The sequence below is a fragment of the uncultured Roseovarius sp. genome, assembly GCF_947259555.1.
Classification (GTDB): Bacteria; Pseudomonadota; Alphaproteobacteria; order Rhodobacterales; family Rhodobacteraceae; genus Roseovarius.
Window position 1 is genome coordinate 32,372 of record NZ_CAMYMD010000106.1, and the last position, 23,234, is coordinate 55,605.

The window sequence follows — 23,234 nt, forward strand, 5'->3', positions numbered from 1 at the left end:
CATCTGGCCTCGTAGCTTCATCAGTTTTGTCTTTAGTTAAGCCCATTTGCTCAAAAGAACCAGAGGGGCATGCCTAGTCATGCTGCAACTTATGACCGATCGTGACTTGATCGCGGCTGATATCGGCGCGGTATGACAGCACCGTGACTCCCGCCGCGCGCGCCGCCTCCAGCGCGCGGGCATAGCCGGGGTCGATATCGCCTGCGACCCGCACCACCTGCGCATCTGTCCGCTGCACGAGGTAGAACAGCACCGCCCGGTGCCCTGCCTGCGCCACCCTCGCCAATTCGCCGAGATGTTTCGCGCCGCGCGCGGTGACACTGTCGGGGAACTCGGCCACGCCCGGCGCTCGCGAGAGCGTCACCGACTTCACCTCGACATAGGCATCGGGCAGACCCGCGCCCGACAGCAGAAAGTCGATCCGGCTGCCCGCCCCGTATTTCTGCTCCGGTCGCACGGTCTCATAGCCCGCCAGTTCCGCGACCTCGCCCGCCTCCAATGCGGCGCGCAGGGCGCGGTTGGGCAGGCTGGTATCGACGCCGGTGAAATGTCCGTTCTCGTGATCGACCAGCCGCCAGCCGTATTTCAGCTTCTTCTTGGGGTCGTCATTGGGCTCCACCCAGATCCGCATGCCCGGCTCCGCCAGCCCCATCATCGAGCCGGGATTGGCGCAATGCGCCACCGCCTCGCACCCGTCCTCCAGCCGGATATCGGCCAGGAACCGCTTGTAGCGACGGATCAGCCGCGCGGGCACGAGAGGGGTTTGAAAGCGCATGCGCTGCGCCTATACCGAAGGCATCCGCAGATCAAGGAGGCCCCCATGCCCAACCCGAGTGCCGCCATGCTTGTCATCGGGGATGAAATCCTCTCCGGCCGGACGCGCGATGCCAACATGCACTATCTGGCAGGTGAGTTGACCCGCGTAGGCATCGACCTGCGCGAGGTGCGGGTGATCAGCGACGAGCCCGACGCCATTGTCGCGGGTGTGCAGGCGCTGAGTGCTGCCTATGACGTGGTCTTCACCTCGGGCGGCATCGGTCCCACCCATGACGACATCACCGCCGAGAACGTGGCGCGCGCCTTTGATCGCCCAATTTCAGTGCGCGACGATGCCCGCGCCATCCTCACCGCGCATTACGCCGCGCGCGAGCAGGAGCTGAACGAGGCCCGCCTGCGCATGGCGCGTATTCCCGACGGGGCGGCGCTGATCGACAACCCGATCAGCGCCGCCCCCGGTTTTACCATCGAGAACGTGCATGTCATGGCAGGCGTGCCGTCGATCTTTCAGGCGATGCTGGCCTCGGTCCTGCCGACGATCACCGGCGGCGCGCCGGTTCTGTCGCAGACGCTGGAGGTGCGGCGCGGCGAGGGCGATATCGCCGGGCCGCTCACCGATCTGGCGGCGCGCTATCCGGACCTCACGTTCGGCTCTTACCCGTTCATCCGCGACGGCTGTCACGGCGCCAATGTCGTGGTGCGCGGGCAGGACGGCGCGCGGGTTGATGCGGCGATGGCGGAACTGTCGGGGATGTTCGCCGGATGACGCCCGATGCGCAGATGCTCTATGCCGTGACCGAAGCGACATGGCCCCCGGCGCGGATCGAGACGCGTGGCCCGGTTACCCTCCGCGACGGCGCGGGCGGTGGCAAGCGGGTCTCGGCGGCGACGGCGACCCGCGCGCTGACGGCCGATGAACTCTCCATAGCCGAGGCCGCGATGCGCGGGCTGGGGCAGGATGCATTATTCCAGATCCGGGCGGGCGACGAGAGTCTTGATGCCATGCTGGCCGATCAGGGCTACCGCGTGGTCGATCCGGTCAATCTCTATGTCGCCCCGGTCGCGGCACTGACCGGCACACGCGCGCCGCGTGTCACAACCTTCTCGGTCTGGGAGCCGCTCGAGATCATGCGCGAAATCTGGGCCGAGGGCGGCATCGGGCCTGCCCGCATCGCGGTGATGGAGCGCGCGGCCTGCCCCAAGACCGGCCTTTTCGGGCGGCATGACAACCGCCCCGCCGCCGTGGGCTATGCGGGCCTGCATCAGGGCGTCGCCATGGTCCACGCGCTTGAGGTGCGCGCGGCACACCGGCGGGCGGGCATGGGCCGCTGGATGATGATCGAGGCCGCGCATTGGGCGGCGACCCAGGGGGCCGCGCATATCGCCGTGCTCTGCACCCGGGCCAATACGGGGGCCAACGGCCTCTATGCTTCCATGGGCTTTGCACCTGTGGGAGAGTATCACTATCGCCAGAAGGACTGAGCCATGACCAAGACCTCACCGCCCACAGCACTCGATCTGCCGATGGTCGACCCGCTGCCCGAAGAGACCCGCAAGTATTTCGATATCTGCGAGGACAAGCTGGGCATGATCCCCAACGTGCTGCGCGCCTATGCGTTCGACATCGACAAGCTCAACGCCTTCACCGCGCTCTATAACGACCTGATGCTTGCGCCGTCCGGGCTGAGCAAGCTGGAGCGCGAGATGATCGCCGTGGTGGTCAGTTCGATCAACCGCTGCTGGTATTGCCAGGTGGCGCATGGCGCGGCGGTGCGGCAATTGTCCGGCGACCCGGCGCTGGGCGAGGCGATGGTGATGAACTGGCGCGCAGCCACGCTCGATGCGCGCCAGACGGCGATGCTGGGCTTTGCCGAAAAGATCACCAAGGCGTCGTCCGAGATCACCGAGGCGGATCGTGCGGCGCTGCGCGAGGCGGGCTTTGCTGATCGCGATATCTGGGACATCGCCAATGTCGCGGGGTTCTTCAACATGACCAACCGGGTCGCCTCGGCCACGGCCATGCAGCCCAATCCCGACTACCATGCGCAGGCGAGGTGAGCGGTCATGCGGCGCGTTCTCGCTCTGACGTGCATTGCTCTGGCGGTCAGTAGCCCGGCGCGCGCAGTCGACCTCGCGTTGCCCGCGAATGCGACACTGACCCGCGAGGTGGAGCGCGCATCGGATAGCGTGTCAGTGCCCACCGGTCCTTATTCCAGCGAGGGTGCCCCACTGCTGCGGCTTGACGGTCGGCTCACGACGCGGGCATGGCGGTTTCCGGCGCAGGAGGCCACGACGCTGCAAATCCTGACGCCGTTGCGTGATCAGCTTGTGGAGGCCGGCTGGGACGTCATTTTCGATTGTCCCGATCAGGAATGTGGCGGATTTGACTTCCGGTTCGCGTTGCCAGTCCTGTCCGCACCGGCAATGTTCGTAAATCTGTTTGATTACCGTTATCTTTTGGCGCGTCGTGGAGGGGCCGGGCAGACCGAGCATGTAGCCCTGATCGTCAGTCGCAGTGGTCGGACTGGCTATATTCAGATCACCCGGGCCACGCAGAGTGACGCGCCACCACAACTCGCTTTTGAGGCGCCAGCGCAGGTGCCGGATTCATCTGCGGGTGGTCTCGCGCAGAGCTTGCGCTCCACTGGGCATGTTCGGCTGGATGGGCTGGATTTTGACTCGGGCGCGAACACGCTCGGATCCGGGTCGCATCCCAGCCTAGAGGCGCTTGCCGGGTTTCTTCAGGCCAATCCGGATGCGCGTGTGGCTCTTGTGGGACATACCGACAGCGTGGGCGGTTTCGAGCCGAATGCCACGCTATCGCAGGCACGCGCAGAGGCAGTGTGGGTGCGGCTCACTGAGGAGTACGGGGTGCAGCCCACGCAAATAGAGGCGCACGGCATAGGGTACCTGTCTCCACTGGTGCCGAATACCACAGCCGAGGGCCGCGATCAGAACCGTCGGGTCGAGGCTGTCCTGCTGGATACCGGCGAAGGTTAGGGTTTTGCAAGTGGGTTAGGTGCCCTGCAATTTACCAGCTGCGTGGCATCAAGATGGCGCTCGTTGCGATTTGCCAAGAGCCACTCACGACCAATGGATGTGGCCAGGCCCTCAAAGTTGAGGAGCATTCAGCGCCACAGGTTGGCATGCGTGGCCAACGCGCCCTGCAGTTTGGCGAGGATACGGTTGGCCAAGCCACGCCGGGGCACCATACCATGGGCCAGCCGATCCGCGACGACTTCGACCGGACAGGGCCGCTTGGTCACGGGGTCGAAATACCGCGGATAATCAATCAGCGTTGCGTGCACGAGCCCGGCCAGATCAGGCCGGGCGGTGCGCCGTGCAGGGATCGCGCCGAGATCGCGGGTCAGCCCCCAACCCGCGTAGAAGGGCGTGCCCGTCGTGGTAACCGCGACACCACGCAACAGCGCCTCGAACCCCAGAAGCGAGGTCATTGTCCAGACCTCCGCGACCTGCGGAAGCAGATCTGCGGGGTCGGTCTCGGTGAGCGTGGCATCCGCAAGCGCCTCTAACAATTCGCTCGAGATTGCGCCGGGGCGCAGCCCGGCCTCGACATCGGGATGTGGCTTGTAGAGGATTACGGCCGTCGGGTTGGCGGCGCGTGCGGTCTGTAACAGCCCTAGATTGGTGCTGACTGTGCCGGCACCAAGCTGAATCGATGCGTCATCCTCGACTTGTCCAGGGACAAGGATACGGTGCCCGCGAGGCAGATGGCCGACAGGCTGGCCGAGGTTGTATTTGCTCAGAGCATGGCCATTCAGCGTGGCGATCAACGCGTCTGCCCGGAGGTGTTGATCCGGGCGCAGCCGGGCCCGTTCGACGATGAGACGTTCGAGGCGGCTTTCCTGAGACGGGTCGTAATAAATGCCGAGATCGTCACAGACCAGTGACAAGGGCGGCACCAGATCGGCGCCAAGGCCCCGCGAGCGAAGAAATCCGTCTTCGATCCGAACAGCGTCCTCCGGGGCCTGATCGTTCCGGGAGGACCAGACCATGGCACGGCGGTCTGGCCGTGGTGCCTTGGAGAAGATGACGCGACGGTACTGACCGAAGAATTGCTGCAAGGGCGCTCGTTTCCACAGTCGCATGCCATAAGCGGCCCAGCCCGCGTGATCCTCGCGCCATGCGCGGGTTTCGGCCGCAAGCGTCGAGATGGCCGTGTCGAGATCACAGAGCCGATCATGATATGGATCGTACCATGTCGGATAAAGTTGCATCACGCCCGCAAAAAGCTGCGCACGGGTCAGGTTTCGGCCTCGCCTTGGTATGGAGTGCGGATGGCGGTCCTCGGTCAGGCCCCACCCGGAATAAAAAGGCTGGCCAAAGACCTTTGGCCGGTGGCCCGCAAGAATGGCGTCGAACCCAAGCTGCGAGGTCACGCAATAGACCGCGACAGCGCCCTCCAAAAGCGTCCAGGGGCTCACGGGAGCGGCAAAGAGGCGCACTCGCTCGGTTTCGTCATCGGCCGTGAAATACCCCTCGCGGTGGCCCTGCGCCGTTTCCGGGTGGGTCTTGATCAGGATGCGTGCGCCGGGATTGTCTTGCTGCGCCCAATAGAGCATCTCGCGAAACGTATTGGCATCGGCACCGCCATGGGTAACCGAGGCATCGCCACGCGTCTGGTCGATGACCAGCACATAGCCGGGATCGGGGCAGGGGTGCTCGGGATCGAAGGCCGTGTACTTGGTGAGATGGACATCTTTCATCCGGGCGATACCGCTCCGGGCCTTGTCAAGCAGCGCGGTATCATCCAACGGATGGGTGGCCAGAAGATACTCTAGGTCCGACGGCGCACTGCTGTCAAAGTAAATGCCGCGCCGGTCGATCACCAGCCCAAGCGGTGCCCCGCCGCTGCGGCCTGGATATAGCGAGCGCAAGAAGGCGTCCTCGACCCGGATGAGCCCTGCGCCTGTGCGCTCTGACACCGCCTCGCCGCGTTTGGCGTAGGGGCTGCGGCCCCAGACCGCGATCAGATCCTCCGGCGCGGGCTTGCCGAGGCGGAGTGGATAACCTTTGAGCGCAAGGATGCGGCGTATACGGGGCTGCCGGAGAAACCCGCCGTTGAAATAGAAAACCCGCCGGGGGGGCTTGGCCTCCCCGGCGGGATCACGTTCCTGCATCGGCGTCAAAAGTCCCCGGACAATGTGCTCGATGCCGTCGAGATAGAGCCGACCGCGCTCAGAGTGCCGGTGAGTGCCGCGATGACCTTGGACCATTGCGTGAACGGGGCCTCGGTCACATAGATCGTGTCATCGTCACGGATCGCGAAATCACGGGCCATGAACATGCCGTTGGGCTTGGTCAGATCGAGAACGTAGACCAGCCGCTGCGCGCCGATCAGATCATCCCGTCCCAGAACCTGATTGGCGACCGCCGCAGGTTCGTTGCGCAGCACGAACACACCGGTCGGATCGGCGGCAGAGGTGGTCAGCCCGCCGACCTGCGCGATGGCCTCGATCGCACTGAGAGTCTGGGTCTCGAAGGTTACGCGCGCCTGCGTCCCGGTCGCGCCGAGGGCGGTGTAGGCACGGGTGTCAGACTCGACGAGCACGCGGTCGCCGCCGCGAAGCGCGATGTCGAATTGCGGATGTTTGAACAGATCCTGAAACCAGACCTTGGAGCGTTTGTCGCCTCGTATCACGGTGATCTGTGCAACCTCCGGCTCGATCGCGATTCCGCCTGCCGAGGCGATCATGGCTGACAGGGTTCGGGTCGGGGCCTCGATGGGATAGACGCCTTGCCCGCCAACCGCACCGCTGATCGACACGGTCGATCCATCGCCCGCGAGCCGGCGCACCTCGACCTGGGGATCGGGGGTCTGCTGATCGAGTTTTTCGGTGATGACGCGGCGCACGCCCTCGGGCGTGTTTCCAGCGGCCCTGATGCGTCCGGCATAGGGCACGAAGATAAAGCCCGAACCATCGACCTGCACCTCTTCGAGAATGGTCTGGTTCGTGGCTTCGCCCGCAAGAAGGCCATCATCGACGTTTTCCCAGATCGTCAGACCGAGCGTGTCGCCGGGGCTTATCGTATCAGAACCAAGCAGCCCTGCATTCTTGAAATCATCGGTAAAGCCGAGCGCGGGCTGTACCGCAGTGGCGCGCGTCACCCTGTCATTGACGGTGACAACGAACGCATCGCCTTGCTTTTGCACGGAGCCCGCGTAGATCTCGCGCTTGTTCGGGCCGCTGCGGGGAAGGGCGCATCCGGCCAATATGGATGCAATAGCCAAAAGCGCGATAGACCGCGCCCATCGGGAATGTCGGGGTATCACTGCTCGGTCTCCTCGACCTGTTTTTATTCTGCCTCGGGTCTTTTTTTCTTAAAGTACCGGAGATGCCTGCGAAAATCCAGTATTTGTATCGAGGCGGGTCAAGGGATGGCGCGCAACTGTTGCCTTGGGGCCGCGGTGCCAGAACTGAAAGCGTCATAGGGGTCTTCTGCCGCTAGCATCATGTCGACTGCCTGACGCAAGAGTTGCCGCCGGCCGCGTGCGGAATAGAAGCCACCGGCGATCTGGCTGGTTTCCAGCAGAAACCGGCGATAATCAGCATAGGCGCGGCGGTCGGGCCGCTCTGCGCCGGCAAAAAAATCGCGCAGTGGCTTGGTCGAGACGAATTGCGGTTTGGCATAGACAGCCTGCCCGAAGGTGCGCAGTGGAATGCCGCGCCACAGCACTTGCTGGGCAGCTGTCGAATTGACGGTCACGGCGCTGCGCGCCTCGTCAAGAAGTTTTGCCAGCTTGCCGCCCCGCAAATAATGCACGCGCCCGCGCAACCCATTGGCCTTAATGAGACGGCGCAGTTCTGCTCGGATGGGCACCCGCCCGTCCTCTAACGGGTGGGCCTTGATCACCAGATGATGATGAGGTGGGGCGCCTTTGGCAAAACCGTCGATAACGGTCTCCAGAAATTCTGTCATGGTGGAGAATGGTGAATGGGCCTGAAATGACGCGTCATGTTCCAGTTGCAACAGAGCCATATGATAGGGAAAGCCGCCGGTGCGTACACGCCAAGTGGCGACGCGCCGCTCTATGGCCTGAAAGGGCATGAGCACCAGCCGTTTGAGATAGAGGGTGAATTCCTGGCCGACGCTGAGCGCGCGATGCGGTCGGAAATGTCGGTAACGGCGGTTCAGAAACAGGACAAACCCATGATAAACCGCACCGTAGAACACGTGCTGGCGCATGTCGCCCCAGCTTGCCGGGGGGAGGGCGGTGTCCATGTCGGAATTCTCCAGCGCCTGCCGCATCTCGGGCACGCTCATCTCCATCAGGCGCGAGTTGCCATTTGTGCCGCCCCGCTCGTATGTGACCCAGTAGGGCCGCATGTAGCCTTCCTCAAACACATGAATCGTAATGCCGGCGGCGCGTGCGACATCTACCGCTTGGGCGTGGATGGGGCGCGTATCGCCGTAGAGGACGAGATCGGTGATCCCCTTGTCTGCGACGATCTCGCGCAGGGTGCAGGCCCAATCCTCGGCCCGGCCGACAAACGGGATATAGCTGCTGCGATCGGGCCAGAAGGCCCTGTCGCCCGCATTGAAACCCACGCGCCAGACATCCACCCCGGCCCGGCGCAGCATTTGCCCGAGTTTGTGAAAGAAAGGTCCGTGCGGTCCTTGAAGAAACAGAAACGCGCGGTGTGTGCCGGTCTGTCCTGTCATTGCGATACGTTTTGCCTTTGTGCTCAATCGCGCTTTGGTACTGCATAAACGGGGCAAAAATAAGCCCCTGCCGCAGCGATGCCTTGTCTTGTTGCAACGGCGGCGCTAGGGCGGGACCACGGCAAAAGGAGAGGCTCTCATGTTCACGGGCATAATCACCGATGTGGGGCACATCCGGTCGGTCGAGCATCGCGGCGACATGCGCGCGCGGATCGGCACGGGCTATGATGTGTCCGGAATAGAGATCGGGGCATCCATCGCGTGCGACGGGGTCTGCCTGACGGTGGTCGCGCTGGGGTCGGACTCTTTCGATGTGGATATTTCCGCCGAAACCCTGTCAAAGACCAACCTGTCGGCATGGCAGGATGGCCGCCGCGTCAATCTGGAACGTGCGTTGCGTGTCGGGGACGAGTTGGGCGGTCACATCGTTTCGGGCCATGTGGATGGTTTGGCGGAGGTCGTCGGCTTGCGGGACGAGGGCGACAGCACCCGCGTCACCTTGCGCGCGCCAGACACATTGGCGCGGTTCATCGCGCCCAAGGGTTCGGTCGCGCTCAACGGCACATCCCTTACCGTGAACGAGGTCGAGGGCCGCGAGTTCGGGATCAACTTTATCCCCCATACGAAGTCTGTCACCACATGGGGCGACGTCGACATGGGAGATCTCATCAATCTGGAGATCGACACGTTGGCACGCTACGTGGCGCGGCTGGCAGAGGCGGGCTGAGCGACGTTCAGCCGTCCTTGGGGACGGCTGCACGGTAGATATGCCACGTGGCATGGCCGAGTACCGGCAGTGCGATCACCAGCCCAAGAAACGCCGGGATCATTCCGATTGTCATGCAGACCGCGACGATCAGGCCCCAGCTGGCCACGACGCGGGGATTGCGGCGCGCGACGGCGACCGATGTCATGACCGCGACCGGAACCCCGGTGCGCCGGTCAATCAGCATTGGAAACGAGGTCAGGCTGATCACCAGCACGAGCGCCGCAAAAACAAAACCCGTGCCCATCCCGAGCACGATCATCCGCCATCCCGCAGGCGTCGTCAGCACATCATTCACAAACCCCCCAATCGTTTCAGGCGGAAGTGGCCCGAGAGTGATGTCATAGATGAACATGGCCGCAAACATCCAGACCGCGAAGATTGCGGTCAGGTAAAGCGCGAGCACCAGAACAGGCCCCAGAACATGAGCCCGAAGCGCCCCAAGCGCCGTGCCCCAACTTGCAGGCTGTCCGGTTTCGCGTTGCCGGCTCATCTCGTAAAGCCCGGTGGCTGCGACCGGCCCCAACAGGGTGAACCCTGCGGCGAGTGGAAACAGCATCGGAAGCTGCGCCGAGTTGAATGCCATGAGCGCCAGTGTAATGCCGATGATCGGATAGATCGCGATGAGGAAGAACACGTCGCTGCGCAACGCGGCGAAATCGGCAAGCCCTTTGCGAAGCGCGGTCCGGATGTCCTCTTGGGTGAGGGTGCGCACCTTGGGCGGGGTTGTGACCTCGCTGCGCACCGCCTCTGCCGCGTCCGTTGCGCCGCGACCCGCGCTTGCTGTGGTTCCCGCAAGCCAGCTCAGCGGATTTCCGATGGTCTTGGTCATTATGGCCTCCCTTTCATGGCGCGGGAGCCTGTCCTGTGGCGCCGCGCCGTTGCGTTGCCATGCACCACCTTAACACGAATTCTGCCGCGCGTCGCATCACAATCGGGTATGGGGGGACGTAGCGCTCGCTCTAAAGCACTTGACCGACTCTGCGGATGAGGCCGTTTGCAGGTCTGCCTAGCCCGCGCGCATGCTGGATGGCACCCTGTTCTCTACCCATCTGAACAGGAGAGCGATCCCTCCGGCGATGATCATGTAGACGAGCGCCAGCAACAAGAGTGGCTCATAGACGATAAACGTATCGGCCCTGACCCGGCTTGAGACGGAATAGATCTCTATTACGGTGATGGTGGCCACCAGCGGTGTCGCCTTGAGTTGCAGGATCGTCTCGCCGCCCAGTGTCGGCAGGACGTTGCGGATCGCCTGAGGCAGCCAGATCCTGCGAAAGATGGTGAGTCGCGGCATGCCAAAGGCGCGTGCGGCTTCAAGCTGTCCCTTTTGCACGCTGGCAAAGCCGCCGCGCATCACCTCGCCTTCATAGCCCGCATAGGACAGCGTCAGCGCCAGCACCGCATAGGGCCAAGCCTGTCGAAGATAGGGCCACAGCTCTGATCCTCGAATCCACGGGTATTGGGGAAAGAGCGAGCCGAGACCATAATACAAGAGCCATATCTGCAAGAGGAGTGGTGTGCCTCGGATGATCGTGCAGAAGACGCGAGCGGGTGCCGCCAGATACCATGGCCCGGCTGCCTGCGCGAGCCCCAGAGGCACAGCCAGCATGAAGCCGAGAAGGACAGTGACTCCCAAGAGCCAGATGGTCCGCCATAGCCCCTCGAGCGCCAGCGGGAGGTACTCTGGCAGCCAATCCCAACGCAATGACAGCGCGCACCACAGTACGAAGCCGGCAAAGAGTGCCATCAGGAACAGGCGACGTGGGATCAGCAGGGCGCGCAGGTTGCTCATCGGCCGCCCTCGCGCAACGAGGGTTGGCCGCGCCGGGCCCATCTCTCGACCCGCCCAAAGATCACCCCCGAGAACAGCGTTACCATGAGATAGAGCGCACCGGCGGCCAGAAAGAACGTGAAATAGGCGCGGGTGCTGCCCGCCGCCTGTCTGGTTTCCAGCGTCAACTCGCTGAAGCCGACGATGGCGAGCAGGGCTGTGTCCTTGGTGGCGATGAGCCACAGATTGGCCAGCCCCGGCGTTGCAAAGCTCATCATCGCCGGAATCGTCACCCGACGCAGCGTCATCATGGGCGGCATGCCAAAGGCGCGGGCGGCCTCAAGCTGACCGGGCGGAATCGCCTGAATGGCGCCGCGCAGGACTTCGGTGGCATAGGCCCCCTGTACGATGCCGAGCACCCAGATGCCCGCGACGACGCCGCTGATCTCGACACGGCCATAGCCCATGGCGGCGGCCGCCTGATTTATCAGGTCAGAGCCGACGTAATAGAGGATGAGAATCAGGACCAATTCCGGCACGGCGCGGATCACGGTGGTGTAGATCGCGAGCAGATCTCGGAGCAATGGCCCGCCATAGATCTTGCCACAGGCCCCCGCGAGGCCGATCACGAGGCCAAATCCAAACGCGCCGAGCGCGATTTGAAGAGAATTGGCCAAGCCGCGCAACAGGTTGCCGCCCCAGCCCGGAGGCTCGAGCGACAGGAGCTGCGCGGTTTCCGCCAGCCCAAGGTATTCTAGCAGTGCCTCCAAGGGGCTCAGTAGATGCTGGCCTTGAAGTAGCGCGCGGTGATGGCGTCATGTGTTCCATCCGCAAGAATGGCGGCAATGCCCGCGTTGAGCGCCTCGCGCAGGTCATCGTCGCCTTGGCGCACGCCAGCGCCCACGCCTTTGCCGAGGATTGCCGGATCGTCGGCCACGCTGCCCTTGATCTCGCAGCAGGCGCCGGTATCGGTCGCCACGAAATCGGCCATCGCGATGCTGTCGGCCTGAGTGGCGTCAATGCGGCCCGCGAACAGATCCTGATTGGCCTCGTCCTGGGTCTGGTAAACGCGGATCTCAGCGGCGTCAGTGAAATATTTTTGTGCATAGGCCTGATGGATGGTTGACGCCTGCACGCCTAGGATCTTGCCCTCCAGGCTCTCGGGGCTGGCGTCCATGTCGAGCGCCTTGTCGGCGACGATTACGGCGGGCGTGTTATAGTAAGGGTCCGAAAAGTCGATGGTTTTCTGCCGCTCTTCGGTAATCGACATGGATGCCATTATCGCGTCGATCTGCCCGCCGGTCAGCGACGGGATGATCCCGTCCCATGCCACCGGGCTCAGCACGCAGTCGAGTTCGGCGGCGGCGCAAACAGCATCAATCACCTCGATCTCCCAGCCGACCCAAGTCCCCGACGAATCGAGCGAGGCGAAGGGCGGATAGGGCTCGGCGGCGATGCCGATCTTGACCTCTTGGGCGGCGAGCCCAGTGCCGAATGCGGCCAGTGCTGCTGCGGTGAGGATAGATTTCAACGTCATTGTAAGTCTCCCTTTTGGGTTATGGTTGAGTCGTTCCGCCTTATCCGACGGTTTGCAGGAATTGCTTGAGGCGGGCGGTTTCGGGCGCGCCGAACACGCGCTCTGGCGGGCCTTCTTCCTCGATCCGGCCCTGATCGAGATAGACCACGTGATCGGCGACCTCGCGGGCGAATTTCATCTCGTGCGTGACCAGGAGCATGGTGCGCCCTTCTGCCGCGAGATCCCGGATCACTGTCAGCACTTCGCCGACCAATTCGGGGTCAAGCGCGCTGGTTGGTTCGTCAAAGAGCATCACCGCGGGGTCGACCGCGAGCGCCCGCGCGATTGCCGCGCGCTGTTGTTGGCCACCAGACAGAAACGCAGGAAACGTGTCGGCCTTGTCGCCGAGGCCGACCCGGTCAAGCAGCTGTCGCGCACGAGCGATGGCCTCGGTTTTGGGGGTTTTAAGCACATGCACCGGCACCTCGATCACATTTTCCAGCAGGGTCCGATGCGTCCAGAGATTGAAGGCCTGAAACACCATGCCCAGCCGTGTGCGAATCCGTTCAATCTGGCGGCGGTCTGCGGGGCTTCCATCCGCGCGCATGGCGATTTCCTCGCCATTGACGATGATGCGCCCGGACGAAGGCGTTTCGAGAAAGTTGATGCAACGCAGCATCGTCGATTTGCCAGAGCCAGAGCCGCCGATGATCGCCACCACATCGCCTTTTCGCGCGGTCACCGAAACACCCTTGAGTACTTCGAGAGAGCCGAAGGACTTGTGCAGATTCTCGACGGTGATCGCGGCCTCCGCCGGGGCGGGCGCGGTGGCGTGTCGGGGCTCTGCTGTCACGACAAATGTCTCCTGCTCCGGCGTTTTTCAGCTTGTAGTAAGGCGCAACAGCAGTAATTATGCAAGTGTATAATTCTCTGGACATGGGAACACAGCATCTTGACGGGAGATCGCCGCAAATTCAGGCGCGAAGGGGCCGAAACGCGCCGTCAGGCGCTGGTCAACGCGACGCTCGCTCTGATCGCAGAACAGGGCGTCAGCGGCGCGACCGTCCGTGCGATCGCCGAGAAGGCGGATGTGACGCAGGGCCTCATCCGCCATTACTTTTCGTCCAAGGACGAATTGGTGCAGGCGGCCTATCTGGCGCATATGGCCGGCATGACCGAGCAGACCTTTGAAGGGGCGGCGCATGCCGGCAGCGCGCGGTCGCGGCTGGCCGCACTCGTGGTGGCGTCTGTGTCGCCGCCGGTCGTGGATGCTGCCGCTGTCGGGCTTTGGGCCGGATTCCTCGGGCATGTCCGGCGAGATACGGAAATGCGAGAGGTTCATGCGCGCACTTACCACGATTTCCGCGACCGTCTGGAAACGTTGATCGTGGCGGCGCTGAAGGAGGCCGGACGCGGAGCGCAGCCGACCGAAGCGCGGCGCTTGGCGATTGCCTGCAATGCGGTGATTGACGGGCTATGGCTTGAGGGCGGTGCGCTGCCCGAGGCCTTCGGCCCGGACGAGTTGATCGGAATCGGACTACATGCCGTGGGCGCGATCGTCGGAATGGATTTGGAAGAGGGTGTGACGACATGAGATTTTCGTCGATTAATGATCGGCTGGCCGGGTTGGGCGGCGCAAAATGGGAGATCCACGCGCGCGCCAAGGAAATGGCGCGCGCCGGTCAGGATGTCATCGGGCTGACCATCGGAGAGCCCGATGTGCCAACCCCCGAGCGCCTCAAGGAAGGCGTCTTTGCCGCGATGCAGGCAGGGCGCACCGGCTATTCGGACGGGCGCGGAGAGCCCGGTCTGCGGACGGCTCTGGCAGAGACCTACACGGCGCGTGAGGGGCGCAGTTTTCACCCCGATCAGGTCATGTGTTTCCCGGGCACCCAAACCGCGCTCTACGCCGTGATGATGGCAGTGGCCGAAGCCGGTTGCGAGGTTCTGGTGGGGGATCCGATGTATGCCACCTACGAGGGCGTCATTCGGGCTACGGGGGCCGATATGGTGCCGGTTCCGTTGTGGCCCGAGAATGGCTTTCGGATGGCGGCAGCGGATGCCGCTCGGTTTATCACACCGCGCACGCGGGCGATCCTGTTGACGACACCGCACAATCCCACCGGGGCAATCCTGACCCGCGACGATATCGCCGCTCTGGGGCGTCTGGCAGCGGAACATGACCTCTGGATCATCTCGGATGAGGTCTATGAAGAGCTTGTTTTTGATGGCGCGCGCTTTGTCTCGCCCTTGTCCGATCCCGATCTGGCCGAGCGTGTGATTGCGGTCTCGTCGATCTCCAAGAGCCATGCCGCTCCTGGGTTTCGCAGCGGCTGGTGCGTCGGGCCTCTGGAGTTCACGGCCACGTTGCTCGCCCTGTCAGAGACGATGCTTTTTGGAAATCAACCGTTTATCGCGGACATGACCGAGCAGGCCGTGCGCGAAGGCTCGCCGGTCGCCGAAGGGATGCGCCAACGGTTTGCGGGCCGGGCCAAGCTCTTGGCGGATCGTCTGGCAGCGGAAACAGCCCTCACGGTGCACCGGCCTCAAGCCGGGATGTTCGCCATGATCGATGTCAGCGCAACAGGGTTGGATGGGACGTCTTACGCACTTGACCTGCTGGAGAAAACGGGTGTCGCGGTGATGCCGGGCAGTTCGTTCGGGCAAACCCTGAACAGCTGGGTGAGGGTTGCCTTGACGGTGGAGGATGGCCCCTTTGCCGAGGCCATCGGCCGGATCGTGCAGCACGCCAATGCGAGGCACGTCAAAACCGCCTGAATGGGCATTGCAACAAGAGGGTTTCCCATGAACGCCACCTTTGAATTCCGTCACGCGGTCACGCGCAAGCCCGCCCCTAGCATCATTGACGGTTTGCGGGCCGAGGATACCGGCGCCCCGGATCTGGAACAGATGCTCTCCGACCATGCCGCCTATGTCAGCGCGTTGCGTAGCACAGGGGCAGAGGTGCTGGAGTTGCCGCCGCTCGATACCTATCCTGACGCTGTGTTTGTCGAAGACACCATGCTGTGTCTGCCCTCGGTGGCGGTTGCGATGCGTCCCGGTGCGCCATCGCGTCAGGGGGAGGTGGCCGAGATGTCCCCGCATCTACAGGCGTTCTATGGCGAGGCCATGGCCGAGATTACCACGCCGGGAACGATCGAGGGCGGTGATATTCTGGTCACCGGACGTGAGATTCTGGTGGGTTTGTCGGCGCGCACCAATCACGAGGGCGTGACGCAACTCTCCGATATCGTCCGCGAACATGGCCATTCCCTGCGACGGGTGGACACGCCCGAGGGTATTTTGCATTTCAAGACCGATTGCGGCCTGCTGGATGCAGAGACGATCCTGAGCACGACGCGGCTGGCGGCGTCGGGCTGCTTTGAGGGCTACAGGGTGCTGCATGTCCCGGAGGGCGAAGAGGCTGCGGGCAACTGTATCCGGTTCAATGGTTTGGTGATCATGGCCGCCGGGTTTCCGCGCACCGCCGAGATGCTGGATGCCCACGGGTACGAGGTCGTGCAGATCAATAACAGCGAATGCGCCAAGCTGGATGGTGGAATGTCTTGTCTTTCCTTGCGATTCTGAGTGTTGATGCCTTGGATCGGGGTTTCCCGGCTGTGGCGCTGCCTGCCAATCGCGGCGCATGAGGGACACAAGGAGGGACCATGCGGGTCGAGTGGGCAACAGAGGCCGAGTTGGGCACGCCGTACTGGTGGGATGCGCTCGCGCAGCCCGCGCCAGGAGAGGACTTGCCGGATACCTGTGACGTCCTTGTGGTCGGTGCAGGATATGCCGGGCTATCGGCCGCGCTCGCGGCGCACGAGAGCGGCGCGCGGGTGGTCGTTGTCGATGCGGCCGAGCCCGGGCATGGGGCCTCGACCCGAAATGGCGGCATGTTCGGTGCCCATCCGAGGCTGGGCTGGGGGGCATTGAGCAAACGCTTCGGGGCCGAGGCCGCAGACGCGCTCTTTGCCGAGGCCAGACCGGCGCTCGACTGGGCCAAGGACCTGATCGCGCGCGAGCAGATTGAGTGCGACTTGCAAGAGACCGGCCGTATTCAGCTGGCCTACACGCCGGCGCATTTCGCCAATCAAAAGACGCTGGCGCAAACGATCGTCACGAAATCGGACGTGGCGGCCCGAATCGTCGAGCGCGCCGACCTTGGGCGCGAAATCGCCACGCGCAAGTATCATGGCGGCCTCTTGTTTCCAGAGCACTGCGCGATTCATCCGGCCAAGTTTCATCAGGGCCTGTTGCGCGCTGTCAGGGCGCGCGGCGTTCCGGTGGTGGCGCATGCCGCGGTCACGGGGCGCGCGGCGGATGGTGCGGGCTATCGGGTGCAGACCGCAAAGGGAATGATTCGGGCGGCAAAGGTCGTGCTGACCACGAATGGCTACACGCGCCGCCCGTTTCGCTGGCATGTGGCACGGGTGTTCCCGCTGCCGTCTTATATCATCGCGACCGAGGAATTGCCGCGGAATCTCATCGGCCAAATTGCGCCGGGGCGGCGCATGATGGTCGAAACGCGGGCACGTCACAGCTATTTTCGAATTTCGCCCGACGGCAAGCGGGTGCTCTTTGGGGGGCGTGCCTCGATGGCCGAAATCGGGCCGGAACGTTCGGGTGAACACTTATACCGTACCATGGTCGGGATCTGGCCGGAATCGGAGGGCGTCAGGCTCAGCCATTCGTGGCGGGGCTTCACCGGCTATACCTTCTCGCACATGCCCCATGTCGGCCATGAGGACGGGGTGCATTACGCGATGGGCTTTTCGGGGTCGGGCACGGTCATGGCGCCCTGGCTGGGGGCCAAGGCGGCCTACCAAGCGGTGGGCGATGCGCGGGGGGCAACAGCCTACAGCGCCACGTCGCTCGGCCGCAGCTGGCTGCATCCCGGCGAAACCCCGCATTTCCTGCGCGCCGCGAATCTGTGGTATCGGCAGGTCGTGGACCGGATCGAGGATTGGCAGGCTGACAAGGAGCAGTGAGATAATGAGCACATTTGACGAAGACCTCTTTCTCAAGGGGCTGGAACAGCGCAAGGCCACGTTGGGCGCCGAGTATGTCGAGCGCAACCTCGCGGCGGCGGATGAATTTACCCGGCCTTTTCAAGAGGCTATGACCGCGTGGTGCTGGGGGTTTGGCTGGGGCGACGAGGTGATCGACGCGAAAACCCGCAGTATGATGAATCTTTCCATGCTGGGGGCGCTGGGCAAGATGCATGAATGGGAGATTCATTGCCGGGGCGCGGTCCGCAACGGCGTGAGTCCCGAGGAAATCCGCGCGATTATCCACGTCGTCGCCATTTATTGCGGTGTGCCGCAGGGGGTGGAATGTTTCCGGTCTGCCAAAAAGGTGCTTGAGGAGTCGCAGGGCTGATGAGTGGCGCGTGTTTGCCACAGCTATGCAGAAGGTGTGTGGTTTCTGCGTCACAATCCGGGCGGGAAGCGGCGCGAGCCGGGTGGGTGCGTTGACAGTTTGGGGGGGAATGGCGCATTTCATCACCCAAGCCGTTTCCAATGACTGGTGCGGCGGATATGAATAAACCTGCTTATGAGGAGGGACACCCTTGAAAAAGCAACTTCTGAGCACCAGCGCGATCGCACTCGGCGTCGCAATGGCCGCACCGGCATCGGCCCAGGAATGGGACATGGACTGGGGCGGTTTCGCAAACACCCACGTTGGTTACTCCAGCGTTGACGGCACCGGCGTTCCCGCTGGCGCTGACTTCGACGGCGTGAACGTCTTCACCAACTCGGAAATCATCTTCTCGCCCTCCGTCACGCTCGACAACGGCATGACCTTCGGCTTCAACGTTCAGATGGAAGCTCTGAACGGCGGCGGTGGTATTGACGGCATCGACGAATCGTATGTCACGATCTCCAGCGACACGCTCGGCCGTATCGACCTCGGCTCCGAGAACTCGGCTGGTTACCGTTTGATGGTTGCCGCACCGCAGGTTGGCTCCATGGCGATCAACTCGCGTTCGACTTCGGCCTTCGTTCCGGTCACCGGTTCGGGTGGTTTCCGTCAGGCGGCTCTGTCGTCCTACACTGAAGTCGCGGGCAACAACGACGTTCAGCGCATCACCTACTTCACGCCGTCGTTCAACGGTCTGACACTTGGTGTTTCCTACGCGCCGAGCAGCGCTGGCAACGCGGCGAACAACGCGCCGGTTAACTTCAATGCGGCCGCCAACATCACCGACATCTTCGACCTCGGTGTTGGCTACAGCCAGTCGTTCAACGGTGTTGACGTCAACTTCGGCGCACGTTGGGGTACAGGTAACTCGAACGTCGCAGGCCGCTCCGATCCCGAAACATGGGGCCTGGGCGCATCCTTCAGCGTCAGCGGTTTCACCTTCGGTGCATCTTATGCCGAGAACGAAAACGGCTTCGCCGGTGGCGTTGGCGATCAGGAAGGCTACAGCATCGGCGCGTCCTATGACATCGCTGGTCCGTGGACTGTTGGCCTCGAAGGCTATGTCGGCGAAGTCACCAACGCTGGTGCCGCTCCGACTTCCGACTACGAAGCGTACAAGCTGGGCGCATCGCGCTCGCTGGGTGCCGGCGTGAGCTGGGACGTGTACTACTTCCACCAGGAATCCAACAACGGTGCCGTTGCCGGTAACCCGGATATCGATGGTGACGTGATCGCAACCGCGATCAACCTCAGCTTCTGATCGAATTGATCTGAAAAGCTTGGCGGCGGGGGGTGACATTACCCCCCGCCGCTTTTATTTTGCGGACGGAAATATTCACCGCCCCAGCACGGACGCCCCTAATGATGAAGAAAAGTATCGTCTGGATGGCGTCCTATCCCAAATCGGGCAACACTTGGACGCGCATCTTTCTGGCCAACTATATTGCGAATGGCAAAGATCCGGTGCCGATCAACAACGCACATCGGATCGCGATGGGAGACTCGATCGCCAAGACCTATCAGATGGTCGCTGGCCACCCGATCGACACCGCTGACATCGATCTCACACTGAAACTGCGCCCGAGTGTCTTGCGGGGCATCGTCGCCAACAAAGCCGACATCAACCTCGTCAAGACGCATAACGCGCGTGTCGTCGCGCGTGGTGTACCCCTTATCCCCGATGAGGTGACCCGGTCCGCGATTTATCTTCTGCGAAATCCGCTCGATATGGTCCTGTCCTACGCGCGCCACTACGGCATGACGCCCGCAGAGGCGGTCTATACGGTCAGTCACGTGGATAACGCCAACCCTGCGGATCATGAGACCGTCACACAGTTCATGGGCTCATGGTCGGACCATGTGCGAAGCTGGACCGCGCCATCGTCCTACCCGGTCCTGGTGCTTCGATACGAGGACCTGCTCGCCGATCCACACGAGAATTTTGCAAAGGTCATCGAGCATCTTGGCATGCCGGTGGAGCCGGAGCGCCTCAACCGGGCGATCATGTTCTCCAGCTTCAAGGAATTGTCCGAGCAGGAAAAGAAACAGGGCTTTGTCGAGAAATCACAGCAAAGCGAGCGCTTCTTCTCAAAGGGCACGAGCGACCAGTGGAAGACCGATCTCGAGCCGCAACTGGTCAAGAAGATGAAGCATGCACATCGCAAGGTGATGAAGAAATACGGGTATCTTGAATGAGTGATTTGCAGCGCATCATCTGGCTCGCCTCTTTTCCCAAATCCGGCAACACGTGGATACGTAGCCTGCTGGCGCATTATTTCATGCCGCCGGGGCAGGTGCCCGATCTCAACAATCTGCGCGATTTCACCACCGGAGATGTCCGAAGCGACTTTTTCGATGCCGCCGCCGGGGGCAAATATACCGGAACAACAGTCGAAGATTGGCTCAAGGTGCGGCCCAAGGCGTTGCGCCTGATCGCTGCGTCCAAGCCGACCCATCATTTCGTCAAGACACATTGCCAGACGATGCGCGTTGGAGAATATGATCTCATCCCGCCAGATGTGACGGCGGCTGCCATTTATATCATGCGCAACCCGTTCGATCTGGCCCCGTCCTTTGCCCGTCATCAGGCGACGGACATGGACACGGCGATCGACCGGATGATGAACCCCGATTCCATGGCCGGGACGGCCCAAGGTATATTCGAGCCGCTTGGCCGGTGGGACGATCACCTCAACAGCTGGACACGCGCACCGGGGTTGCCGATCTATACCCTGCGTTACGAGGACATGCTGGCCAATACCGGCAAGGCGATGCGCGGCCTGATCGAGAAGTTTTTCAGAGTGCCGGTGGACAAGCCCAAACTTGCCCGCGCGGTGAAGGCCACGAATTTTGACGCGATGAAGAAGTTCGAGGAAACCCATGGGTTTGCAGAAAAGCCGAGCGAGATGAAGGCGTTTTTCGCCAAGGGGCAGGCCGGGGTTTGGCGCGAGGATCTGACACCGGCGCAGGTGGCGCGGCTTCGCGAGGCGTTCTTGCCGACGCTGGAGCAGTGGTATCCGGAAATGCTCAAGGAAACCGCCGAGGTTGCCGCACGGGTATGACCGACTGGTGGGTGGCAATCGTACAGCGGATGCATATGTTAGGCTTGAGAGATATGTTTCAAGCCACTGGTCGCGGAGGCCCTGCACAATGCGCAAGAGTTTGATAATCGGTGTTCTGGCACTTGTCGGTTGCGCCGAGACCGGTCCACAACTGGTTGCGCGGCTTGGGTCCGATCCGGTCGTTTCAGGCGGAACCTATGACAGTGGCGGCGGATTGAGCGTGGCGGTGGACATCAGAGAGTATCAGGGCCGGACCATGGTGTGCGGCGTCTGGGCGCAGAGCCGTCAGCAATCTATCCTGACCAAGTATTCTGCGCCAAAGGTCATCAGGTCAGGGGCGGTCTATCTGGGGCGGGACGTGTTGGTGCGTGGGCTGGGCTTTATGCCCGAGGTGGAGCCGGCTGAAGATTATGCAGGCCAAGAGGCAGGCTGTACAGTGACCGGGCGGCCCTGGCAGGCTACGGACGCCTCCCAAACGCCTGTCCTGCAACTGCCGCGTCAAGTTGTGCATGTAGAGGACGACGAGTCAGGCACTTTCGTCGTGGTATTCAAGCAAACCGGACCCGAGGCCTGAGTTTGGCAGTCCTGCCACAGGCGTATTGTATTCGCCTTTGCAACACAGTGTTTTCGGGGAAATAAATTGACAGCGATCGGCGATCCCATACGCTTTACCTAGTTTCCCAAAGTCTTAAAGTGAGGTCGCAATGCGTTTCCTAGCAAAATCCCTGATTTCTGCGCTGGCCCTTGCCGTATTGGCGGCCCCTGCCTCGGCGCAGGGCCCCAAGATTTATGCGTATGAAAGCCATGCCAATTATTGTCCTGCCGGTTTGCAGCCGGTTTCGATCAACGGTGTCATCTGCTGTGGCGAGCCGAACCAGTCGCAGTCATATCAACAGGCGATGCGGCATCCGGTCGCCAAGGTACGGCATGTCTCCCGAAGTGCGCGCGCGCATCTGAATTGCCCGGTTGGCAGCAAGGGCTGCAACTGACGCCTTGATACGACCCGAATCACAGGGCGCGCCGTGGCGCGCCCTGTGCCGGGATTGCGAGAAATTGGCCTGAACTGCCGCTGGCGTTTCAGAGCAGCTTTAAATCTGCCGCCATCTGACGTCCGTCCCGTCCGTCCTGAAGTTCGAATCCAACCTTTTGATTGTCGGCGAGCCCGGTAAGCCCGGACCGTTCGACGGCCGAGATGTGCACGAACACGTCTTTTCCGCCGTCGTCCGGGGCGATAAACCCATAACCTTTTGTGGTGTTGAACCATTTCACGGTGCCAGTCGGCATTCCGCTTCTCCTTTTCGTCTCTTCCCCGGGAATATGCCGGGCCATGTCACGCCTGTGCCTAAAGGACCGGCCAAGCAGAGCAGGGACGGTATCTTTACGCCTGTCGTCACGGCTTCGATGATTGCATTGCCAATGTAAAAATCAAGCGAAACTCAGTGACGGGCGCGTAATTGCCCGGTATTGAGGCGAAAACGAAAGAGGACACCATGATCCTGTACGGCTTGAAAACCTGTGATACTTGCCGCAAGGCATTGAAATCTCTTGGTGAGGCGGTGGAATTTCGCGATATCCGATCTGATGGTCTACCCGAGGGGCTTGTACAGGTGGCTTATGCGCAGTTTGGCGAGGCTTTGGTGAATCGAAAATCGACGACGTGGCGCGGATTGAGCGAGGAAGATCGGGAAACGGATCCGATCACCTTGCTTGCCGCATATCCCGCGCTGATGAAGCGTCCATTGATTGACGATTCGGGCACGCTCTATCTCGGATGGGGCAAGGACACGCAGGCGGCGCTTCTTGGATAACGCCTATAACCTGCCCACATCGCTTGTGTCGGAACGGAGGAACGAATGAGAGCAGCGGCTATGGTTTTGGGGATCATCGGCGGATGTCTGGCGATCCTTGTCGGATTTTTCAGCTATGGCTACACCGAGGTTGTCGCGCGTATCGGTGATGTGGATGGGGTGATCCAACAGGTAAGCGATCCCGAGCTCATCCGGACTGCAAGCTTTCTGGCGCCGTTGCTGGCAATTGCCGGCGGCGCTATGGCCAAGGTCCGCGCGCTGATCGGTGGTGTACTGCTGATCCTTTCGGCCGGGCTTATGTATTACGCGTTCGGGTTCAATGTGTTTACGATGTTCCCGCTCGGCTTTACTGGCCTCGCCGGGCTGCTCGCGGTGAGTGCGGGCAAGCCGGACGAGCCGAAATCACATTTCTGAGGCGCGC

General features: G+C 62.2%; 27 protein-coding genes. 17 read left to right on the plus strand and 10 right to left on the minus strand.

The window, feature by feature from the left end; all coding sequences use genetic code 11:
- Positions 1-73: 73 nt before the first annotated feature.
- Positions 74-775, minus strand: coding sequence for a DNA/RNA nuclease SfsA (gene sfsA, locus Q0X85_RS18740; RefSeq protein ID WP_297774566.1), 702 nt, complete (start codon positions 773-775; stop codon positions 74-76).
- A 45-nt stretch (positions 776-820) separates the two neighbouring features.
- Between sfsA and Q0X85_RS18745 the strand changes: the two genes are divergently transcribed.
- From Q0X85_RS18745 to Q0X85_RS18760, 4 genes are read left to right on the plus strand one after another with little or no spacing between them, the layout of a single operon-like run.
- Positions 821-1,543 carry a molybdopterin-binding protein gene (locus tag Q0X85_RS18745; protein WP_297774568.1) on the plus strand — a complete coding sequence of 241 codons (723 nt, stop codon included), beginning with the start codon at positions 821-823 and terminating at the stop codon, positions 1,541-1,543.
- Entirely contained in the window at positions 1,540-2,259 is a 720-nt protein-coding gene (locus Q0X85_RS18750; RefSeq protein WP_297774570.1) for a GNAT family N-acetyltransferase, read from the plus strand. The genes Q0X85_RS18745 and Q0X85_RS18750 overlap by 4 nt, the downstream gene beginning before the upstream one ends.
- Positions 2,260-2,262: 3 nt before the next feature.
- Positions 2,263-2,835, plus strand: coding sequence for a peroxidase-related enzyme (locus Q0X85_RS18755; RefSeq protein WP_297774572.1), 573 nt, complete (start codon positions 2,263-2,265; stop codon positions 2,833-2,835).
- A gap of 6 nt (positions 2,836-2,841) precedes the next feature.
- A complete protein-coding gene (locus Q0X85_RS18760; protein ID WP_297774573.1) occupies positions 2,842-3,777 on the plus strand; it encodes an OmpA family protein in 936 nt (311 codons plus the stop codon).
- 128 nt (positions 3,778-3,905) lie between these two features.
- Here Q0X85_RS18760 and Q0X85_RS18765 read toward each other — a convergent pair whose 3' ends face one another.
- The 3 genes from Q0X85_RS18765 to Q0X85_RS18775 form a co-directional block, all read right to left on the minus strand.
- Positions 3,906-5,918 (minus strand): capsular polysaccharide biosynthesis protein, encoded by a 2,013-nt coding sequence (locus tag Q0X85_RS18765; protein WP_297774574.1) that lies wholly within the window; start codon positions 5,916-5,918, stop codon positions 3,906-3,908.
- A 5-nt stretch (positions 5,919-5,923) separates the two neighbouring features.
- Complete coding sequence (locus tag Q0X85_RS18770; protein WP_297774576.1) at positions 5,924-7,012, minus strand: polysaccharide biosynthesis/export family protein; 1,089 nt, start codon at positions 7,010-7,012, stop codon at positions 5,924-5,926.
- 158 nt (positions 7,013-7,170) lie between these two features.
- A complete protein-coding gene (locus Q0X85_RS18775; protein ID WP_297774578.1) occupies positions 7,171-8,463 on the minus strand; it encodes a capsular biosynthesis protein in 1,293 nt (430 codons plus the stop codon).
- Positions 8,464-8,602: 139 nt separating this feature from the next.
- Here Q0X85_RS18775 and Q0X85_RS18780 point away from each other — a divergent pair, with 139 nt between their 5' ends.
- Positions 8,603-9,190, plus strand: coding sequence for a riboflavin synthase (locus tag Q0X85_RS18780; protein ID WP_297774579.1), 588 nt, complete (start codon positions 8,603-8,605; stop codon positions 9,188-9,190).
- Between the two features lie 7 nt (positions 9,191-9,197).
- On the opposite strand, the gene Q0X85_RS18785 is transcribed toward Q0X85_RS18780, so the two are convergent.
- From Q0X85_RS18785 to Q0X85_RS18805, 5 genes are all read right to left on the minus strand, one after another.
- The gene (locus tag Q0X85_RS18785) at positions 9,198-10,061 is read right to left on the minus strand and encodes a DUF2189 domain-containing protein (RefSeq protein ID WP_297774581.1); all 864 of its coding nucleotides are present in this window, start codon (positions 10,059-10,061) and stop codon (positions 9,198-9,200) included.
- A gap of 177 nt (positions 10,062-10,238) precedes the next feature.
- Positions 10,239-11,024: an ABC transporter permease gene (locus Q0X85_RS18790; RefSeq protein ID WP_297774583.1), complete on the minus strand. Its 786-nt coding sequence runs from the start codon at positions 11,022-11,024 to the stop codon at positions 10,239-10,241.
- Positions 11,021-11,773: an ABC transporter permease gene (locus Q0X85_RS18795; protein WP_297774585.1), complete on the minus strand. Its 753-nt coding sequence runs from the start codon at positions 11,771-11,773 to the stop codon at positions 11,021-11,023. The genes Q0X85_RS18790 and Q0X85_RS18795 overlap by 4 nt, the downstream gene beginning before the upstream one ends.
- A gap of 5 nt (positions 11,774-11,778) precedes the next feature.
- Positions 11,779-12,540, minus strand: coding sequence for a transporter substrate-binding domain-containing protein (locus Q0X85_RS18800; protein WP_297774586.1), 762 nt, complete (start codon positions 12,538-12,540; stop codon positions 11,779-11,781).
- Positions 12,541-12,580: 40 nt separating this feature from the next.
- On the minus strand, positions 12,581-13,372 hold the full coding sequence (locus Q0X85_RS18805) for an ATP-binding cassette domain-containing protein (protein ID WP_297774588.1): 792 nt from the start codon (positions 13,370-13,372) through the stop codon (positions 12,581-12,583).
- A gap of 99 nt (positions 13,373-13,471) precedes the next feature.
- Between Q0X85_RS18805 and Q0X85_RS18810 the strand changes: the two genes are divergently transcribed.
- From Q0X85_RS18810 to Q0X85_RS18855, 10 genes are all read left to right on the plus strand, one after another.
- Entirely contained in the window at positions 13,472-14,113 is a 642-nt protein-coding gene (locus Q0X85_RS18810; RefSeq protein WP_297774589.1) for a TetR family transcriptional regulator C-terminal domain-containing protein, read from the plus strand.
- On the plus strand, positions 14,110-15,297 hold the full coding sequence (locus Q0X85_RS18815) for a pyridoxal phosphate-dependent aminotransferase (RefSeq protein ID WP_297774591.1): 1,188 nt from the start codon (positions 14,110-14,112) through the stop codon (positions 15,295-15,297). Before Q0X85_RS18810 ends, Q0X85_RS18815 begins: the two co-directional genes overlap by 4 nt.
- Positions 15,298-15,324: 27 nt before the next feature.
- On the plus strand, positions 15,325-16,107 hold the full coding sequence (locus Q0X85_RS18820) for an arginine deiminase family protein (protein WP_297774593.1): 783 nt from the start codon (positions 15,325-15,327) through the stop codon (positions 16,105-16,107).
- 80 nt (positions 16,108-16,187) lie between these two features.
- Positions 16,188-17,510, plus strand: a complete 1,323-nt coding sequence (locus Q0X85_RS18825; protein ID WP_297774595.1) for an FAD-binding oxidoreductase — start codon at positions 16,188-16,190, stop codon at positions 17,508-17,510.
- A gap of 4 nt (positions 17,511-17,514) precedes the next feature.
- A complete protein-coding gene (locus Q0X85_RS18830; RefSeq protein WP_297774597.1) occupies positions 17,515-17,901 on the plus strand; it encodes a carboxymuconolactone decarboxylase family protein in 387 nt (128 codons plus the stop codon).
- A gap of 190 nt (positions 17,902-18,091) precedes the next feature.
- Positions 18,092-19,204 carry a porin gene (locus Q0X85_RS18835; protein ID WP_297774598.1) on the plus strand — a complete coding sequence of 371 codons (1,113 nt, stop codon included), beginning with the start codon at positions 18,092-18,094 and terminating at the stop codon, positions 19,202-19,204.
- Positions 19,205-19,305: 101 nt separating this feature from the next.
- Positions 19,306-20,139 carry a sulfotransferase domain-containing protein gene (locus Q0X85_RS18840; RefSeq protein WP_297774600.1) on the plus strand — a complete coding sequence of 278 codons (834 nt, stop codon included), beginning with the start codon at positions 19,306-19,308 and terminating at the stop codon, positions 20,137-20,139.
- Positions 20,136-21,005, plus strand: a complete 870-nt coding sequence (locus Q0X85_RS18845; protein ID WP_297774601.1) for a sulfotransferase domain-containing protein — start codon at positions 20,136-20,138, stop codon at positions 21,003-21,005. Before Q0X85_RS18840 ends, Q0X85_RS18845 begins: the two co-directional genes overlap by 4 nt.
- A gap of 88 nt (positions 21,006-21,093) precedes the next feature.
- A complete protein-coding gene (locus Q0X85_RS18850; RefSeq protein WP_297774602.1) occupies positions 21,094-21,579 on the plus strand; it encodes a hypothetical protein in 486 nt (161 codons plus the stop codon).
- Between the two features lie 130 nt (positions 21,580-21,709).
- The gene (locus Q0X85_RS18855) at positions 21,710-21,994 is read left to right on the plus strand and encodes a hypothetical protein (protein WP_297774604.1); all 285 of its coding nucleotides are present in this window, start codon (positions 21,710-21,712) and stop codon (positions 21,992-21,994) included.
- Between the two features lie 88 nt (positions 21,995-22,082).
- On the opposite strand, the gene Q0X85_RS18860 is transcribed toward Q0X85_RS18855, so the two are convergent.
- Positions 22,083-22,289 (minus strand): cold-shock protein, encoded by a 207-nt coding sequence (locus tag Q0X85_RS18860; RefSeq protein WP_074787280.1) that lies wholly within the window; start codon positions 22,287-22,289, stop codon positions 22,083-22,085.
- A gap of 206 nt (positions 22,290-22,495) precedes the next feature.
- Here Q0X85_RS18860 and Q0X85_RS18865 point away from each other — a divergent pair, with 206 nt between their 5' ends.
- Together Q0X85_RS18865 and Q0X85_RS18870 are read left to right on the plus strand one after the other, a co-directional pair.
- On the plus strand, positions 22,496-22,813 hold the full coding sequence (locus tag Q0X85_RS18865; RefSeq protein ID WP_297774606.1) for an ArsC/Spx/MgsR family protein: 318 nt from the start codon (positions 22,496-22,498) through the stop codon (positions 22,811-22,813).
- 45 nt (positions 22,814-22,858) lie between these two features.
- On the plus strand, positions 22,859-23,227 hold the full coding sequence (locus Q0X85_RS18870; protein ID WP_297774607.1) for a hypothetical protein: 369 nt from the start codon (positions 22,859-22,861) through the stop codon (positions 23,225-23,227).
- The last annotated feature ends 7 nt before the right edge of the window (positions 23,228-23,234 follow it).